13 protein-coding genes and 1 pseudogene are annotated in these 17051 nt (G+C 50.9%); 6 read left to right on the top strand and 8 right to left on the bottom strand.

All coding sequences use genetic code 11. The annotated features are described in order from the left end of the window. The first annotated feature begins 13 nt into the window (after positions 1 to 13). Positions 14 to 925: a mechanosensitive ion channel family protein gene (locus tag MRJ96_06825; GenBank protein ID MDR4501147.1), complete on the top strand. Its 912-nt coding sequence runs from the start codon at positions 14 to 16 to the stop codon at positions 923 to 925. A gap of 279 nt (positions 926 to 1204) precedes the next feature. Here MRJ96_06825 and MRJ96_06820 read toward each other — a convergent pair whose 3' ends face one another. Beyond that, positions 1205 to 2116 (bottom strand): DnaJ domain-containing protein, encoded by a 912-nt coding sequence (locus tag MRJ96_06820; GenBank protein MDR4501146.1) that lies wholly within the window; start codon positions 2114 to 2116, stop codon positions 1205 to 1207. 133 nt (positions 2117 to 2249) lie between these two features. Between MRJ96_06820 and MRJ96_06815 the strand changes: the two genes are divergently transcribed. Then, positions 2250 to 3128: a vitamin K epoxide reductase family protein gene (locus tag MRJ96_06815; GenBank protein ID MDR4501145.1), complete on the top strand. Its 879-nt coding sequence runs from the start codon at positions 2250 to 2252 to the stop codon at positions 3126 to 3128. A gap of 36 nt (positions 3129 to 3164) precedes the next feature. Here the strand turns inward: MRJ96_06815 and MRJ96_06810 are convergent, their stop codons facing one another. Beyond that, the gene (locus MRJ96_06810; protein ID MDR4501144.1) at positions 3165 to 3869 is read right to left on the bottom strand and encodes an ABC transporter permease; all 705 of its coding nucleotides are present in this window, start codon (positions 3867 to 3869) and stop codon (positions 3165 to 3167) included. A gap of 125 nt (positions 3870 to 3994) precedes the next feature. On the opposite strand from MRJ96_06810, the gene MRJ96_06805 reads away from it, so the two are divergent. Both MRJ96_06805 and MRJ96_06800 read left to right on the top strand, forming a co-directional pair. Next, complete coding sequence (locus MRJ96_06805) at positions 3995 to 5173, top strand: NnrS family protein (GenBank protein MDR4501143.1); 1179 nt, start codon at positions 3995 to 3997, stop codon at positions 5171 to 5173. A gap of 94 nt (positions 5174 to 5267) precedes the next feature. Then, a complete protein-coding gene (locus MRJ96_06800; protein MDR4501142.1) occupies positions 5268 to 6305 on the top strand; it encodes a hypothetical protein in 1038 nt (345 codons plus the stop codon). 108 nt (positions 6306 to 6413) lie between these two features. Here MRJ96_06800 and MRJ96_06795 read toward each other — a convergent pair whose 3' ends face one another. Beyond that, positions 6414 to 6953, bottom strand: coding sequence for a peptidylprolyl isomerase (locus MRJ96_06795; protein MDR4501141.1), 540 nt, complete (start codon positions 6951 to 6953; stop codon positions 6414 to 6416). A gap of 300 nt (positions 6954 to 7253) precedes the next feature. On the opposite strand from MRJ96_06795, the gene MRJ96_06790 reads away from it, so the two are divergent. Next, entirely contained in the window at positions 7254 to 8006 is a 753-nt protein-coding gene (locus MRJ96_06790; GenBank protein MDR4501140.1) for an SDR family oxidoreductase, read from the top strand. Between the two features lie 19 nt (positions 8007 to 8025). Here MRJ96_06790 and MRJ96_06785 read toward each other — a convergent pair whose 3' ends face one another. From MRJ96_06785 to MRJ96_06775, 3 genes and pseudogenes are all read right to left on the bottom strand, one after another. Beyond that, complete coding sequence (locus tag MRJ96_06785; GenBank protein MDR4501139.1) at positions 8026 to 10404, bottom strand: S8 family serine peptidase; 2379 nt, start codon at positions 10402 to 10404, stop codon at positions 8026 to 8028. A gap of 431 nt (positions 10405 to 10835) precedes the next feature. Beyond that, positions 10836 to 12743, bottom strand: coding sequence for a S8 family serine peptidase (locus tag MRJ96_06780; GenBank protein MDR4501138.1), 1908 nt, complete (start codon positions 12741 to 12743; stop codon positions 10836 to 10838). A gap of 608 nt (positions 12744 to 13351) precedes the next feature. Further along, a pseudogene (locus MRJ96_06775) lies at positions 13352 to 14950 on the bottom strand (fumarate hydratase). A gap of 264 nt (positions 14951 to 15214) precedes the next feature. On the opposite strand from MRJ96_06775, the gene MRJ96_06770 reads away from it, so the two are divergent. After that, entirely contained in the window at positions 15215 to 16141 is a 927-nt protein-coding gene (locus MRJ96_06770) for an alpha/beta hydrolase (protein MDR4501137.1), read from the top strand. Here the strand turns inward: MRJ96_06770 and MRJ96_06765 are convergent. Both MRJ96_06765 and MRJ96_06760 read right to left on the bottom strand, forming a co-directional pair. Next, positions 16131 to 16610: a hypothetical protein gene (locus MRJ96_06765; protein ID MDR4501136.1), complete on the bottom strand. Its 480-nt coding sequence runs from the start codon at positions 16608 to 16610 to the stop codon at positions 16131 to 16133. The genes MRJ96_06770 and MRJ96_06765 overlap by 11 nt on opposite strands. Positions 16611 to 16624: 14 nt before the next feature. Then, positions 16625 to 16951: a TRL-like family protein gene (locus MRJ96_06760; protein MDR4501135.1), complete on the bottom strand. Its 327-nt coding sequence runs from the start codon at positions 16949 to 16951 to the stop codon at positions 16625 to 16627. Positions 16952 to 17051 lie beyond the last annotated feature (100 nt).

Below are 17051 nucleotides of genomic sequence, written 5' to 3'. Positions count from 1 at the left end.
ATAATAGTTTAATATGAGTGGAATCCTTCCATTTCCCATAGAAACCTTATTTCGTTTGGGGCTGACTGCATGCATTTTGGTCCTGATCGGACTGATTTTGCGTGCCGGGCTTCATCATTCGGTCCTCGAGCGATCTCGATTGAGTGGGGACATGCGACGGCGCTGGTCGGTCACGATCAGAAATACACTGATCCTGATTTCGATCGTCGGGCTGGCGATTATCTGGGCTCCTCAACTGCAAAACTTCGCGGTGTCGTTGATCGCCATAGCCGTCGCCTTCGTACTGGCCACCAAAGAACTGCTGAATTGCCTCATTGGTTCGTTCTTTCGAACAGCCTCCAATGCATATTCTGTCGGCGACCGGATCGAAATCAATGGGATACGGGGCAATGTCGTGGATCACAACTTCCTGACGACCACGCTCCTTGAGATTGGTCCCGGGCAAACCTCCCATCAATACACAGGTCGTGCCATTGTTCTCCCGAACAATCAGCTCCTCAACCATTCGTTAACCAACGAGACATACTCCAAGGACTATCGGCTGCATGTGATAACCGTCCCCTTGAGCACCGATGATGATTGGAGGTTGGCAGAACATCTGCTGCTTAAAGCCGCCCAGGAAGAATGTCAACCTTATCTTCAAGAGGCCAGGAAAAAAATGAAGGCGCTCGAAGGCAAAGCCTGGCTCGACACACCGTCCGTCGAACCACGAGTGACCATTCAATTGCCAGAGCCGGGACACATTCATTTATTAGTGCGCATCCCCTGCCCAACTCCATTCCCGTCCAGACTGGAGCAAGCAATTCTTAAAAAATTTTTGAATCAGTTTTCGTATGCCCCGAGATTTTCGGGATCAACGCCCATGCCTAGCTCCATTGAATTAATGCACTCCGACAACTTCGAACAAATCTCTTCCTCCTCTTGAACATTATCTCGGTGTTCCAATCCATGAATCTCCCGGGTTGTCTGTGAAGACGCATTAACGATGCAAACCCTCCAGCGACTCAAAAGATCATTACAACCCATTCACGCAACGCCGTAGATCGCCACCATCCTTATGCTTGAAAAAACGCGGGCTTCGCATACGCTCGTGCCGCGGCGTTGTTGGAGACATTTTTGCGTTTCAACAATCAGGTAACAATAGTTGTAGAGTGCGTGAATCAGCTTACGAATGATGAATGTGCTGACATCTCAAAAGCTTGAGTCAGGGCTTCGACCGAAGGGGGAAAGGCAGTTCCATTTTTTCTTTTTTCTTTGGGGGCTTTCGAATGAGATCGGGCCTGGCCTTGAGAATCCAAACTATGGCTTGTTCGTTATAGCTTCGTAATTGATGATGGATATGCCACCGGATCTCGCACACGGCCTTCACAAAGTTGTCAAAGTCATCTTGGGTGATAGCGTCGGGAGAGAGGGTCAGCAAGGTCCGAAGGAGATTGCTTTCACAACCTGAGGCCTGCTCCTGAAAGGACGGATACACGAAGTACTTGGCCAGATCTAACCGGTGACAAAGCACACGAGCCAGTTGATTATAATTCCGCTCTTTTTCCTCTTTCCCGCCAACCCCGATAATCTCTTCTCCATACAAGTAGACTTTATCGAAGGTGATAGCAGCCGGAGCCCGTTGGAGCACGGTATCAAAGAGCGTCGTCTTCACGTTTAGGATCTGTTCGTCAAAGGCCAGGGAGACCGCATGCTTTGCCATGCCTGGATGATTGCACACAATATCGATCATCCGTCCGAAACAGGACTCCTGAGTCTTGCGATCCAAATAATCGATGATCGACTCAATGAGTTTAATATCCTCCCAGGTAATCAGAGCGCAGTCTTTTTGGATAATCTCTTTGGCCTGCCTGACACGAATGCGAACCAGTTCAATCTTGGACCCTCCGTTCAGCATATGCGAATTGTCGTATACCGCTCGCTTGTCTTCATTGCTCAACACTTCATAAGCTTGGTTAATCAGGATCATGCGCTCCTTGGCCGCCTGCCGCTCCCAAGGCTGAACGACGTCCTCATGATTCTCTTTCACGAACGTGCGCCAGGCTCGTTGAATTTCCTTCAAGAGCGCATCTTCCGGCACGCCGAGAATTTGATAAAAACTCCGGCCTTCAATCATAGGGTCAAATCTTTTGTTGCACTATTACAGTAATTTCTCAAACTCATGATCCTGTCTTTAGACTGGTGTGCTACGATCCTGACATAGCTCGTTTTTACAAGTCCAGTCATGCTATAAAGAATCAGGTATTTACATGTCGAAACGTCACAAGCGACAGAGATCAGAGCCCGCCTCAAACGTTCACGGCACGTCCACTTCGAACGAGCCTCATGGGATCCCTCCCTTAACCCTCGCTTTGTTGATTCTCGCCGTAGCCGGCATTCTTTTGACGAGTTACCTCACGTACGTGGCTTGGTTTGAAGACCATCCAGCCTTTTGTTCAGAAGGTTCTGCCTGCGACCTCGTCCAAAGTAGCCGCTGGTCGACCTTTTTAATGGTCCCGATGGCCTTTTGGGGATTACTGACCTACATCATCATGGCGAACTTGATCTGGAACAGTAGACACCGACCCTGCATCTCAAAGCCCTTCCTCTTCGTCGCCATCTGTGGTTTCGCGATCAGTGCCTATCTCACGATCGTGTCCATCGTCGAAATTGAAGCGACCTGCCCCTATTGCCTGGCGTCCTTTTTTATTCTCACCAGTATGGTTATTCTCGCGATTATCCAACGCCCTGCTGGATGGCTGACATCGGTTAAAGAAGCCAGCGTGATTGCGTTAATCATCGTTGGCATCCTCCATCTGCACTATAGTGGGACATTCGATGCCGCCGCCGGCCCTGAAGATCCTCAGCTCCAAGCCTTAGCCACGCATTTAACGAAGACAGGCGCCAGATTCTACGGCGCGTATTGGTGCCCCCGCTGTCAGGAGCAGAAGGCCATATTTCAAGCTTCGGCCAAACGATTACCGTATGTCGAGTGCAGCTCCGGTGGACGTGGAAGTCCTCTCACCAAGCCTTGCGCGGCCGAAAAAATCAAAAGTTACCCCACCTGGATTATCAACGACACGCGCTATACCGGCCTGCAGACTCCTTCTTCTCTTGCTGTAAATTCAGGCTTTGCCTGGAAAGATTAGCGTCGCATACAAGGCAGAGAGCCGTGGGCGCAGACGCTACCGCCGCCATCCAGCCAGTATAAGATAGAGGGCCGCAGATATCCCGGAGGCTCCGAAAATCATGCACATCACCACCATTTGGTATTTGGCGGCAATCACGGGCGAAACTCCAGAGAGAATTTGACCGGTCATCATTCCAGGCAACGAGACAAGACCGACCGCCAAAAGGGAGTTCGTGACCGGAATCAACGAAGAGTGAAAGGCCGCATTCCTGGCTTCGATGTATGAAGCCGCCCGGTCAAGCTCTGCTTGGTATCTCTCTGCTGCCAAGCTGACCGTATTCATACAACTGGCAAAGATCATCCCGGCGAGTGGAACAACGTAACGGGGGAGAAACCAAGGCTGCACTTCAAGAACAATCTGAGTCACTAAAACAAGTACCGGCACTCCACCAAACAGAATGGCCCCCAAGACCTTACCGTACACGTGAGGTTCTTTCTTCTGAAGAGGCCGAAGGGCGATCCAGCTGGCGGTCAACAGCATAATTGCCAGCACTCCCGTAATGATTCCAGCATGCTTCGCCTCGAAAATATAGGTCAAGACATAGCCGATGAGGAGCAGTTGGATGAACATTCGTGCGACGGCATACAGAGCGGTCTTGGCACCCAATGCCCAGTGTTTCAGGATGAGAATGACGATACCGACTGGCGCGAAAGCAGCCAGTAATCCAACGAGTGAAATTGATTGGACGGATGTATTCATCGTGGAAAAGCCCTCAAGTCAATCGTGAAACGACCTAACTGACATAATGTCAGACACAATCCCTGTACAGAGTTTGCGCATCCACCGTATCATACAGATTCACAATCCTTAAGCGTAAAACACTCATGAATCATGACTCCAGTTCTCAAGGACCAGCGTTTTTTTCCTATGGATTTCGCCCATTCTTTTTTTCAGCTTCTTTGTTTGCCGGCATCGCCGTTCCATTATGGATTCTGCTCCTGTCCGGGTCCACCGACATCGAACTGTTCTATGCCGCAAGAGATTGGCATGTGCATGAAATGGTCTTTGGCTTCGTGCCCTGCATCATCGCCGGATTTGTCTTCACCGCCATCCCCAATTGGTCTGATCGTCCTCCAATCTGCGGATGGACCCTCATGCTTCTCTTGGCAACGTGGGTATGTGGGCGAATGGCTATGGCCAACGCCTCAATCGCCCCAGTCCTTGCGGCCATCATAGATGGATCGTTTTTGGTCGTCGTGGCCGGGATCGTTTGGCGTGAAATCATGCTCAGTCAAATCTGGGACCGCTCGCCAATCGGCATCCTCATTACGTTCTATGCCCTCGCCAATCTGACGTTTCATGCCTTGTCGGTACATAATGAAGAAGCCGATCCGGCTTATCGAATGGGCTTGGCTATTCTCCTGGTCTTGCTCGCGCTGATTGGCGGCCGGGTTACCCCGGGATTTACCGAAGACTTTATGGCTGAGCGACAATATTCGAAACAACCGTCTACGTTCTCTCGCTACGATGGATTTTCGATCCTTCTTCTCGGAATCACCGCCAGCTTCTGGGTCCTCGCTCCACGATCGACCGCAACCGGCATGCTGTTCCTTGTCGCCGGCCTCATCCATATGGTTCGATTACTTCGCTGGTATGGCTGGATGACATGGCGCGAGCCACTCGTCCTGGTTCTCCATGTAGGCTACGGGTGGTTGGTCATTTCACTGTTCCTGTTGGGCAGTTCTATCCTTGGCGTTTGGCTTAATCCGGAAGATGCTATACACGCGCTCACGACGGGAGCCGTCGGTGTCATGACTCTGGCAATTATGACACGAGCGAGCTTAGGACATACTGGACGAGTGAAACATGCCGACCCACTGACCGTGACAATGTACCTGTTGATCAATCTCGGGGCCGCTCTACGGGTATTTGGCCCAAGTGTTCACCTGCCTGGCCATCTCATACTTGAAATAGCGGGAGCAAGTTGGAGTGGCGCATATCTGTTATTTGCTGTCGCCTACGGTTATATTTTGTTTTCCCCAAGCGTAGACGAACAGGAGTGATATTTCAGATAATAGGAAACTCATCGCATCATACCAAGAAAACCGGACAGACAGGCCTAGAAAATTGACGGTTCATCTCAATAATCCATCGACCATGATGACTCTTTTCTCGTCCCCCGTTATTCAATTCATGCGTTCGGCGACTTTGCCGTTCTTGGCCGTATCCATATTCGCTAGTGGGCATGCATCTGGGTTTACGATCATTGAACCTACAGATGCGCAACGAGTCAAACCTGGACAAGTTATCACTGTTCGATTGGACCCCAAAGACCTCGACAATCTGATTCAGGCCACGTATTTCTGGTATCACGAGCAAGAAGACATGCTCAAAGAATCAGCTGAAGAAAATCTTGCGCTTGTGTCATCAAGTACTCACGATCCTCCGTTTGGTGGGGCGCTCAGGGTACCAGAGACGGCGATCGGCCCGCTGAGATTGCTCGGAGTCGGAGAACGTGCGAGCGCACGATTTCGAACGGAGCCTTGGGCCATTTTTGATGAAGTAACCCTGTACGTTGAACCGGACTCGGAACTCACAGACATTGATTTTGAGATTGAGAAACCTCTGGGATTTGGGCGTGCTGCGTTGGCGGCCGTTTACGCAGAAATCGATTCGCTAGGAAAAATTATTGAGCTTCCGGTTGTCGGCACCTTCGCCGATGGGGTCACCAGACCGCTTCGTCTCAGTTCAACTGGGACCACCTATCATTCGTCAGACGAACATGTCGTGATCGTCAACTCTGATGGGTTTCTCCAGTTGGCTGGAAACGGAACGGCGATCGTGACTGCCAAAAATCGAGGACTTGAGGCTACCCTGGAAGTGGTCGTGGATGTGAATGAGGAACCGAATGAACCGCCCGTGGCTGATGCAGGTAAAGATCAGACCGTCCAGGAAGCCACCCGCGTCCAATTACAAGCGTTGAATAGTTTTGATCCGGAGGGGGGATCGCTTGAATATCATTGGTCGCAGGTTGGGGGGAGTAAAGTTTCTCTTCTTGATCCCTATTCCGCGAATGCGAGCTTCTTAGCCCCCTTCGTGGAAGACACTCGCACGTTTCGCTTTAAACTCCGTGTCAGAGACATCCAGGGCGCAGATAGTATTCCAGACTTCGTGGATATCACGGTTGAGCCTTAATCGCGTTGTCTGACATTTGGGATTCAGCTTCTTTTCTCGAAGGAATGGGGGAAGGAAATAAGGATGAACCCTCCCAAGGAAGGTTCATCCCTTCTCGGCAGTCTGAATTTATGGGGTTTGGGCGTCTTCGATATCCAGAATTTTGACGTCAAAGTTCAGTGTTTTGCCCGCCAGCGGATGATTAAAATCTAGAACCACGACTTGCTCCTTCACCTCCGCCACTCGAGGATGGACGGTCCGTCCTTGCGCATCCGTTCCCTGAAGAGTCGCTCCGATTTTTCGAGCCTCCGGTGGAATTTTATCAATAGGAATTTCTTGAATCGCCTTCGGGTTAGGGACGCCATAGGCTTGTTCTGGTTCGACTGTGACCTGCTTGCTCTCACCCTTTTTCATCCCCGCAAGCGCCGTTTCCAGCCCCGGAATGATTTGATGCGCCCCCTGCGTAAACTTCAACGGTTCTCGCCCAACGTTGGTGTCCACCACCTTTTGATCATCGAGCGTGAGGGTATATTCCATTGAAATGGTCTTTCCGTCAGAGACGGTTCCGGCCGCATCGCCTGGAACTTCCGCCTGCGCGATGGGTAGACATGTAACGGCGATCAGAAAAAACGCGCACACCATTCTGACGGCTAATGCTTGCAACGCCATGAGATGATTCCTCCGTATAAAAAAGTGAATACAGCGTAGGCTGGAAAAGATCGCGGTTTTGTCAGGAAATGGAGAGGCGAGCGGATCCAGACTAAAGATGAATTGTTGCGCTCACACTAACAGAATATTCAGTATATGGCTATCATGGTCTGAGAAACAGGGTACGAGCTACATGGGCCATCCAGATATATTTTCGTAATCGTTCAAACGTCAGCTTGGTCATCATGTTCGTGTTGACATCTACCGCCTTTCTTGCGATTTTAGAGCATTCTTACATCAGAGAAAATAAGGAGAGATCTCATGGGAAATAAACTGAAAAACAAAGTGGCGGTCATTACTGGAGGCAATAGCGGCATTGGGTTAGCTACGGCCAAACTCTTCCATGCTGAAGGCGCCACCGTAGTGATTACCGGCCGCCGACAAGACGCGGTCGACCAGGCGGTTCAGGATATTGGAGGCAAGACGGTCGGAATTGTTTCGGATGCCGGCAACATGCAGGACATTGATGCCTTGTACGCAACCATCAACGAGAAGGTTGGCAAGATTGATGTGCTCTTTCTCAACGCTGGCGTCGCGACGTTTGGTCCGTTCACGACCATGGATGAAGCCACATTCGATCACATGGTCAATGTGAACTTCAAAGGCCTGTTTTTTAACGTTCAAAAAGCGTTGCCTCTCCTTCGAGAGGGCGCCTCCGTCATTTTCAACTCTTCCATTGCCGATCAAAAAGGGTTTGCCGGGACGAATATCTACGCGGCCACGAAAGCCGCTGTCCGCAGCCTTGCCCGAACCTTGGCAGGAGAGTTGTTTGAAAGCAAAATCAGAGTCAACGCCGTCGCTCCGGGACCTATCGATACACCGATTTTTGAAAAAATCGGTATCCCGAAAGAATCATTACCCGAGGTCCAGGAAGGTTTTATGAAGGAAAACCCCATGAAACGCATGGGCACATCTGAGGAAGTCGCCAAAGCCGCATTGTTTCTGGCTTCGGATGACTCCTCCTACATCATGGGCATCGACTTGACCGTCGATGGAGGCATGACGCAACTGTAAGAAACTCATCAGCCTGCCGCTAGGGCATCCCAGAAGGCGCCCTATTGGGTATGGCCCACATGAAATAGGACTGGTCCCGGTATCGCCAGCCGCCTCCCAGTCTGGTCCAATAGCGCACGAAGATACGTCCAAACACTGGCAGCCTCTCGACCATCAACTCGTTGGACTGTCCCATGTTCTGGCTGAGAACGTCAGCTCTTCCTTTTTTGGTCCCGATCCAGAGCCAATGCTGATGCGCATCGGCAGTCGGTTCTCCCTTGAATGTCACTTCTCTCGTCGTCAACAGGGACCATGGACGCGGATCCAAGATTCCTGGAACTTTCAGAGCCGTGTATTGCACGTCGAGAAATTTCCAGGAATCGGTTCGATACCATAGACGAACAGATATTGTTTGACCATTGGTCGGAAGACCGGCGACGAAGGCCGAAAGCGTCTGGCTGTCTAATGGACCGCTATTATGGATATTGCTTTTCCCTAGAGCCGTCCCAACGTACAGCCACCAATCCGTAACCGTCGTCCCATTGGCAGACCATTCAAACACAGCTAATGAATCATCGAAGGTTGTGCCAGGAAGAGGGCTGATAATCTGTGGATCGCCTGAACCCACCGCACCAACCGCGGCAAAGGCATCAACGATCCCATACCCTGAGTCCCGATCCACTCCGGCCTCCTCAATATCCAAGGCTGTGGATGTAAGGATGTCACGAACTTCCGAAGGAGTGAGATTGGGATTCGCCTCCAATACAAGAGCCGCAATTCCGGCCGCATGAGGAGCGGCAGCCGATGTTCCAAAAAAAGGATTAAATCCTGGCGTCGAGGTCATCACCCCGTCCGCCGAAGCCAGGTCCGGTTTTTGAAGGACAAGACCTCCGGTTGAAGAAAAATTGCCCGGGGTCACAGGAACACCATTTTCATCGAAAAACATTCGTCTCGGACCGTCGGAGTTGAATGTCTCGACTGGATTATCTGCTCCTCCCGTAAACACTCCTCCATTCGCGGTCGCCACATTCACCGCGGCGACGCCAAAGGCCCCTGACGTCGCCGCATGGCCGGAAGTTTGCCCGTCGGTCGCCAATCCCAACTGCCCTCGATGGGTGTTCAAGTGAAGGTAGCGGTCCTCTCCGAACGTTTTCACGATAACCAGCCGATTGCCGATATCATTGAATGGTCCCGAATCGATCAGTTCCAAGGGATCTTGCGTGCCGGACTGTACGTTAGTTGACGCATCAAACACCTGCGTTAAATCAGGGCTTAGAAGGTAAAGATCATAATCATTCCCTGACTGACCTTGTGGATCTGCCCAGGAAAGCGTCATCACAAACGGAGGGTCCACGGTGATACGATTCGCATTTGTTCCTCCGCCAAAATCATGTGCGATCACCCCGTCGCCAAGGACAGCCGGAGCATCGATCGCCACAAAGTCTCCCTCCCAGACTCCTGAGGTGCCATCATTCACATTTCCAGAATTTCCGGCAGCGGAAAAGTATAACGCCCCCTGATGAGCGACGGAGTTGACCGCCTGAGCGATCACCCCATCCTGGAACGTCGGTTCGGCAAAATAAAAGATATCATCGACAATGACATCGGCCCCGGCGGTTCGAAGCGCTTCAATATTTTCTGCGAACGAGACTTGTCCATTTAAAGCCGTCGCAAACAGCAATTCGGCCGCAGGCGCCAGATCATGAACGATCTCAAGTATGGCTGTCCCTTCGTCTCCCGAACCAGCCTGCCCCGGCAATACCGTCACATTCTCGGGCACATCACCCGAGGCTTGCCTATCGGCTAAAGAATCGACTCCATCCGACAAAACTCCAATTTTTATACCTGTCCCATCTACGTTAAACACTTCACGGGCCTGGTCCGCCTTACTTGCCACATCGCCTTCGGTGACATTCACCGCTGAACTTGAATGAGAATTTCTCATCATCGTATCCGCAGGCTTGAGAAACTGAATTTGCGGCATCGTGGCGATCGTTTCCACTTGGTCAATGGGAATTCTGGCTCTAATTGCCCGACGCCGTGGGAATTGATTTACGATCGTCCCGCCCACCGCCTCAATTTGCGCTAGAACCGACTCTGACACGACGGCTCGAATATCCACGAGCGTGGTATTGTCCCGGGACACTTCCACACGACTTCGTAAGCGCGAAACCCCGTTGGCAATCGCGTCACCCCGCCGCATCTTACTGGCATACCACAAGCGTGAACTGATTTTTTGTTGCACGGGAGACCGGGATGATTTTTCGAGCATCAAGGCCTCAATCTGACGTAAGGCTGACTGAGGAAGGGAAGGACGATCAGCGGCCTCGGCCAAGCCAATGCTGAATCCCAATAGGATCAGGAGTGAAACCATCATGTTGCTGTTCATGAGAAGCCAACGCCTGCTCTGTTTCATCATGTACCTCTCCTAGGCATCTTGTAACGAACATCCGTGCGTTTCATGTTGGAACGACCGCAAGTATTTAACTCTATCTTCTGTTTGAGGCTTCTGTTTGTAGAAATTCCATGCTGCCTAACCTGCACGGGGACAACGTTTACCTGCACGCTTCTATTCATGAGCGTATCCAAGCAAAAGACGCACCAAAGCAATGAGAGGAAGTTGAGAATTTATTTTTTTCAAACAATCAGGTATGGCAAGGAAATTCAATGATTATGAAGACGAAAAAAGCAAAAGAGGGCTTAAATAAAGAGGGGCTCGCTATCCAATTCGATTCATAGTGTATCAAATTGGATAAACAAAGGAACACATTCGGTACTTATTTTAGGCTAAGAAGGAGGACCCCGAGCTTGCTCCGAGTCCTCCTTTTAGAAGTTGACATTCTCAATTAGCTATTCATCGTACAGATTCACTTGCATCCCTAATCGCAGGTTTGAAGCGGTATCCCGATTGGCATAGCGGTTGATCTTAAACGTATAGTTGCCAGACACCGTTGGCGTAAACTCGACTTTCTCGTATGGGTTGTCCCAAGAAGCGGAGCTCCCCACATAGTTGCCGTTGGGATCATACACCCGGAAATCCAGATCCATACCGATCGGATGGGTATCATTCCGATGGTCATAGGTGTAGCTCCCTCTGTTGAGCCAGCTGATAACCGCGCGAACCTTGTCCCAGGAATTGGAGATATAAAACTTCTTTTCGATGTACTGATCATCGTTCCCGTCGTTACTCGCGAACGAGTCGAAGGCGTTGTTGTTTCCGGACCAGTACCAATACCAGCCATTCAGATGCGCACTGGCAAAATCAATCCCTCCCAGACCGGCCTTTTCCAGTTGGGAGGTGGAATTGTTCGACGCGATATCATCGGTCGCCCCCGCCAACATGTTGGCTTTCAATAAGTATGGCCGATGCCTCAACCAAGGACGAAAGGGATCTGACATCATATCGGCCGCAAAAGCTGCAGCGTGGGGAGTCGATTGACTTGTCCCGGTCATCGTAAATCCTCCGGCAGCAATACTCCGGCCAGGTGCCGCCACTTCTGGCTTCTCGTTGCCCGTCTCTGGATCAACAAATGGCGAGCTCCCCCAAATGGTATCGGTCGCATCATCATAGTTTCCGACCGTAATCACATTCAGCCCTTTACCTGGCGACCGGACATTTCCCGTACCATTTCCTGTGTTCCCACCGCTATTAAAGACTGCAATGTTCTCGTTATACACAAAATTGTCCCACTCGCGATCAAGGGACGTATAGTCCGTATTATCATTGGTACTGTGCGAACGAGTCACGATGTGGATTGGTGGATCGAGGGGTGGGATGATTTGAATGCCAAAGAGACGCAATCCATTGAGATCGATAGAGGTTGGCAACACGGCACCACCGCGGCAATAGAGAAACGAATCGGGAGACACCGCCCGAATGATCGCGCCCACGTTTCTGGAATGATCCGTTTCGCTGCCAGATAAACGATTGTAGTTCGTAATCCGGGTTTCATTGGCACAACCACTTTCAGTCATATAGACGCCGATCGTGCTTCCCCGCGTGTTCGTATTCGTAAGAGCCGTGGGATTGACACTGGTGTCCAACATGGCTTGAGCAATATCATCTTCTCCAGCTTCATACAGCTCAATCCCGGCGATTTTCATATCCCGAGATTGGACCAGATCGTGAATCTCTGATCTCGACAACTCGATCGTCACCATCGTTCGGCCGTCTTTAACGGCTTTTTCAACGTCCGCTCGTTGACTGAAACCATGTTCTTTTGCCCACGCCATAATTTGCTTCTTTTGCTGATCCATTCTTTGTTCATGGCGACTACGTAACTGGGACATTTCTGTCTTGCTCTGACGTTGAAGTTCAGCGTCCGAAAGCTGGCGTCCATTGAGGACAGAGCCAAGTGTCCGTCCTTGCACTATCTCTCCTCCACCAGATTGCGGGGCTTCCCGAACCATTGACACTTCTACATTTAAAGCAATGTTGACCGTCACTCGATCTCCATAAGCAAGCCCCCTTTCCTTTTGTTCCAGGACTGCTTGTAATTTTTTTCCAATAACCCGGCGTTGTTCTCCAGCGACCATCTTCTCACTCACTCTCTGCCCCGTCCGATCCTGAATCATGCTCCTCACGTCATGTTTCTCATCTAAATACTTCGTAAAAACATACTCTTTCCCATTGATGATTTTTGTCTTTTTGGCGACCACTTCCATGTCGGCACCAAACACCGGTGCCACCACCATGGAATAGCCCATCATGACCGAGCACAGACTTGTCGTCAATTTGGACGTGTGAAACATTGGCATATACATATTCCTTTCATTCGTGTTTTCGCGTCATTATTGTTACCTTCGCTCTTTTCACCACCTCAGTATCCTAAGCTCCCTATGCCGGAATGGCACAGAGCTTCGATGAACGGTTCCATGGAAACCGATCTTCGTCACGCAGGACTGTGGCAGTTGAAGAGACGAGACTAGATACTTTTCACCACCAGACCCAAGAGCGGCCATCTCGAAGGGACGGGGCAGAGTGAGAACTGATCCGGTTCGTTCTACCCGCGAGAAAGCAAACGTCGTACCAGATAGAACGAACCTGAACGAGCCAATTGAAACGTCGGAAAATCAGTTGGTTTTTCCAGCAATTGTTGATCGAAAGGAGGAGAATCTCTGGAGAAAGAACGTGAGGAATTAACTAGGCTTGTATCTAATTATGTATTCATCGTATCTATTTTGATAATGAAGATCCCAACAGCAAGCTGACGAAATGTTGCTCTGGAAACTCAGCGAGTGACAACCGGGGCTCAACCTGAGCATCTCCTCTTACTCATATTTGGCACCTAACATGAGGATAAATGTCAGATTGAATACTCCTAGTCAGTTATGTTCTCTCGAAAAATTCGATTATATTACATTTGCTATGACTCACTTCTTTCCGTTACCTGAACAAGTGTAGCTGGCCGTTGGGCGTCCAGGTCGGCATAAAAGTCTTTCCCTTCGTGGTTGACGACGATGAAGGCTGGAAAGTCTTCGACTTCGATCCTCCAAACCGCTTCCATTCCGAGTTCTTCGTATTCCAGAACTTCAACCTTTTTGATGCTATGTTCGGCCAGACGTGCGGCTGGCCCGCCGATTGAGCCCAGGTAAAACCCGCCATACTTGCCGCAGGCGTCGCGCACCTGCTTGGAGCGATTGCCTTTCGCCAGCATGATCATGCTTCCGCCTGCTGCCTGAAATTGATCCACGTACGAATCCATACGGCCAGCGGTGGTGGGACCAAAAGAACCCGAGGGCAATCCATCCGGTTTTTTGGCTGGCCCCGCGTAATAGACCGCATGATCTTTGATGTATTGAGGCAACCCCTCTCCCGAGTCCAACCGTTCTTTGAGTTTGGCATGCGCAATGTCACGCGCAACGACAAGCGGCCCGGTGAGTGACAGTCGAGTAGCCACAGGATGCTTCCTCAACCCGGCCAGGATTTCGGACATGGGTCGATTCAGGTCGATCTTGACCACTTCGCCCTCCAGGTCTTTTTCGGTGACCTCCGGAAGGTATTGGGCTGGGTTCGTTTCAAGCTGTTCCAGAAAGACGCCATCCTTGCAAATTTTCCCCAGGATTTGTCGATCAGCCGAGCATGACACTCCAAGCCCTACAGGACAAGAAGCCCCATGTCGTGGCAAGCGGATGACCCGCACGTCATGGGCGAAATATTTTCCGCCAAATTGCGCACCGATTCCGGTCTCTGCGCAAAGCTGTAGAATCTCTTTTTCTAACTCGAGGTCTCGAAAGGCCCTGCCCAGTTCGTTTCCGGAGGTCGGAAGATCATCCAAATAATGACAGCTGGCAAGCTTGACGGTTTTCAACGTGAACTCCGCCGACAGACCACCAATGACCAACGCGAGATGATACGGCGGACATGCGGATGTCCCAATCGTCCGAATTTTTTCCGCGACGAATTTTCGCAGCGACGCCGGGTTCAGTAGAGCCTTGGTCTCTTGATATAAAAAGGTTTTGTTAGCCGACCCTCCCCCCTTGGCGATGAACAATAGGCGATAATCGGTACCCGAGTCTGCATAGAGGTCGATCTGGGCCGGTAAGTTTGTGCCGGTGTTTTTCTCGGTGTACATATCCAGTGGAGCCATTTGCGAATACCGCAAATTCCGTTGGTCGTACGCTTCGTAGATGCCCCGGGAAAGCGCTTCAGCGTCATTCCCGGTTGTAAAGACGTGTTGTCCTTTATATCCAAGCGCGATGGCCGTTCCCGTGTCCTGACAACCCGGCAGCACACGCCCCGCGGCAATATTGGCATTCTTGAGCAGTTCCAGGGCGACAAACCGATCGTTCTCTGAGGCTTCGGGATCTTCCAAAATTTTAGCTAATTGCTTCAAATGGCTGGATCGTAACAAATGCGTGACATCATCCATCGCCTCACGCGCCAACAACGTCAAGGCTTCCGGTTGCACTTTGAGGATTTCTTGACCTTCAAAGACGGTCGTAGAGACGAATTCTGATGTCAGCTTCCGGTATCTCGTCTTATCGACGGCATGTTCAAAAATTTTTTGGTACTGAAATTCAGCCATGGGGTTGCTCCTTCAACGAATCAATGTACGGGAAATAGTCCTACCGTAATCGCTGCTTCACGGCCTTGGCAAGATAAAAGTTATCCGCTACGCCCAACAGACTGATATTTCCTCAATGGGCTGGTGTATGGCTTTCCTGTACAATGAGCAGATGTGGGGGGAATTCACAGGTATTCCGGTGAAAGCGACTCATCCACTCCAATGACTAAGTTCTTCAAGTACGTCGTCTGGCTATCCAGTGTCGGCATTCTGATCATCCTGGCTGGAACGTATTGGATGGGCACGCAACTCACAGCCCCTGCTCATACCCGCATCAGTCCATCTTCGTTTGTGCCTCGCCCCCAGTCCATTCAGTTTTTAGACCCCAGCGGGAAACAGCTTGCAGGATGGCTCGTCCCTGGAAATCCCGCATGCGGCACCGTGATTCTCATGCATGCAGTAAGAAGCAATCGTCTCGGCATGGCCAGTCGCGTTCCGTTTTTACATGACGCCGGCTATTCCGTGCTGCTGTTCGATTTTCAAGCCCATGGGGAAAGTGAAGGAGAGACGATTACGTACGGCGCATTGGAAAAAGAAGACGTTCGAGCGGCCATTCAGTATGTGAGGCAGGGAAATCCGTCGAGCCAAATCGGCCTGATCGGGTTTTCATTGGGCGGTACGGCCGCAGTCTTAACAGATGCGTCGTTACAAGCCGACGTCTTGATCCTCGAAGCCGTGTTTTCGACGCTCGATCAAGCCATAGTCAATCGGGTACGACAGAAAGTGGGGCTGCTGGCTCCGCTTTTGGCCTATCCCCTGTTATGGCACTTTCATTTTTTCTATGGGATCGACCCTGCCGGCTTGCGTCCAATCGACGCCATTCACTCGTTACCGGTTCCGACCCTCGTCATAGGCGGCACCGACGATCAACACACGTTGCGATCGGAAACGGAAGCTCTTTTTTCTCAGGCGCAGTCGCCAAAGGAACTCTGGCTCATCACAGGCGCTCGTCACCAAGACTTCCACCTGTATGCGCCGGCAGAGTACGAGACTCGCGTGCGTGCATTTCTCAACACGCACCTGCACTGTCCGCAGACATCCTCCGCCCTTCAATCCGACTCGCTTTCATCCAAGGAATTTACTCCCTGAACGGCGAGCTTTGAGCAGAAACCTTGACAAGGTTATCAGAATCAGGATGGGTGAACCCTTGAGCCGCAACGACCGTGCATTCCCGCCTATAAATCGTCAATATCGACCATTTCTGTACATCCACCTTCACATCGTAAACACCCGCAAGATGCGGATACTTTTCTTGAATGTTTCGAAGCGCCTTCCTGTAACTGCCATCCCCTTTGGCGCCCGAAACACTGAAGCGATCGTTCGCAGAAAATATGATGGGAATCGAAAGACCATGCTGGCAGCTATCCCCCACGACTTCCCCGACCGGAACCATAGCAGGAAGAATGTCATGCGGGGTCAATGCTTGATAGGAAAGGGGCCCTTCCGAGTCATAAAACACGACGAATGTTCCCACGAAGATTAAACCGGAACGCGCTTCATAGTTCCACCGTTGCAACGGTGCGCAAGCGCTGCAAAGGGCAAGTACGACGAATAGCACGATCACCCTCGTTCTCATAGGGACCCGACTTTTCCTCTCACGACCGTACACCATTTGGCGTAGAGCCCGAATAGATACGCTTGAGCATTCGTATCGACATGGACATCGTAGAGCACGGAACCGACAGGTTCGTTTGACAGGGCATTACGGACAGCCTCGACATATCCGCCATTCCCCCATGCCACCAGGAAGAGAACAGAACGATTGCAACTTTCCCCTGTCACGACTTTGTCGGTGCTTTTCGCTTGAACATCTATTGGACTCGCAGAACGATAGGCCCGCGGCGATTGAATATCCGTGTATAAACATCCGGACAACACCGCTACGAGCAAACTAGACATTACCGATGCTTTCAACCATGATGGGAGACAGTTCACGATAATTCCTCCGTATATATTAAGATGACCAAGATGAATCACTCTTGTTGGTCCAGCGATGTCG

It is taken from the genome of Nitrospirales bacterium, from assembly GCA_031315865.1.
Lineage (GTDB): Bacteria > Nitrospirota > Nitrospiria > Nitrospirales > UBA8639 > JAGQKC01.
This window is presented reverse-complemented; position numbering and strand designations above follow the sequence as displayed.

What these genes read in the sequence shown, in the direction of transcription:
- MRJ96_06825 (MDR4501147.1), top strand. Translation starts at nt 14, where the DNA reads ATGAGTGGAATCCTTCCATTTCCCATAGAAACCTTATTTCGTTTGGGG.
- MRJ96_06770 (MDR4501137.1), top strand. Translation starts at nt 15,215, where the DNA reads ATGACTAAGTTCTTCAAGTACGTCGTCTGGCTATCCAGTGTCGGCATT.
- MRJ96_06790 (MDR4501140.1), top strand. Translation starts at nt 7,254, where the DNA reads ATGGGAAATAAACTGAAAAACAAAGTGGCGGTCATTACTGGAGGCAAT.
- MRJ96_06820 (MDR4501146.1), bottom strand. Translation starts at nt 2,116, where the DNA reads ATGATTGAAGGCCGGAGTTTTTATCAAATTCTCGGCGTGCCGGAAGAT.
- MRJ96_06810 (MDR4501144.1), bottom strand. Translation starts at nt 3,869, where the DNA reads ATGAATACATCCGTCCAATCAATTTCACTCGTTGGATTACTGGCTGCT.
- MRJ96_06785 (MDR4501139.1), bottom strand. Translation starts at nt 10,404, where the DNA reads ATGATGAAACAGAGCAGGCGTTGGCTTCTCATGAACAGCAACATGATG.
- MRJ96_06780 (MDR4501138.1), bottom strand. Translation starts at nt 12,743, where the DNA reads ATGCCAATGTTTCACACGTCCAAATTGACGACAAGTCTGTGCTCGGTC.
- MRJ96_06760 (MDR4501135.1), bottom strand. Translation starts at nt 16,951, where the DNA reads ATGTCTAGTTTGCTCGTAGCGGTGTTGTCCGGATGTTTATACACGGAT.
- MRJ96_06815 (MDR4501145.1), top strand. Translation starts at nt 2,250, where the DNA reads ATGTCGAAACGTCACAAGCGACAGAGATCAGAGCCCGCCTCAAACGTT.
- MRJ96_06795 (MDR4501141.1), bottom strand. Translation starts at nt 6,953, where the DNA reads ATGGCGTTGCAAGCATTAGCCGTCAGAATGGTGTGCGCGTTTTTTCTG.
- MRJ96_06800 (MDR4501142.1), top strand. Translation starts at nt 5,268, where the DNA reads ATGATGACTCTTTTCTCGTCCCCCGTTATTCAATTCATGCGTTCGGCG.
- MRJ96_06805 (MDR4501143.1), top strand. Translation starts at nt 3,995, where the DNA reads ATGAATCATGACTCCAGTTCTCAAGGACCAGCGTTTTTTTCCTATGGA.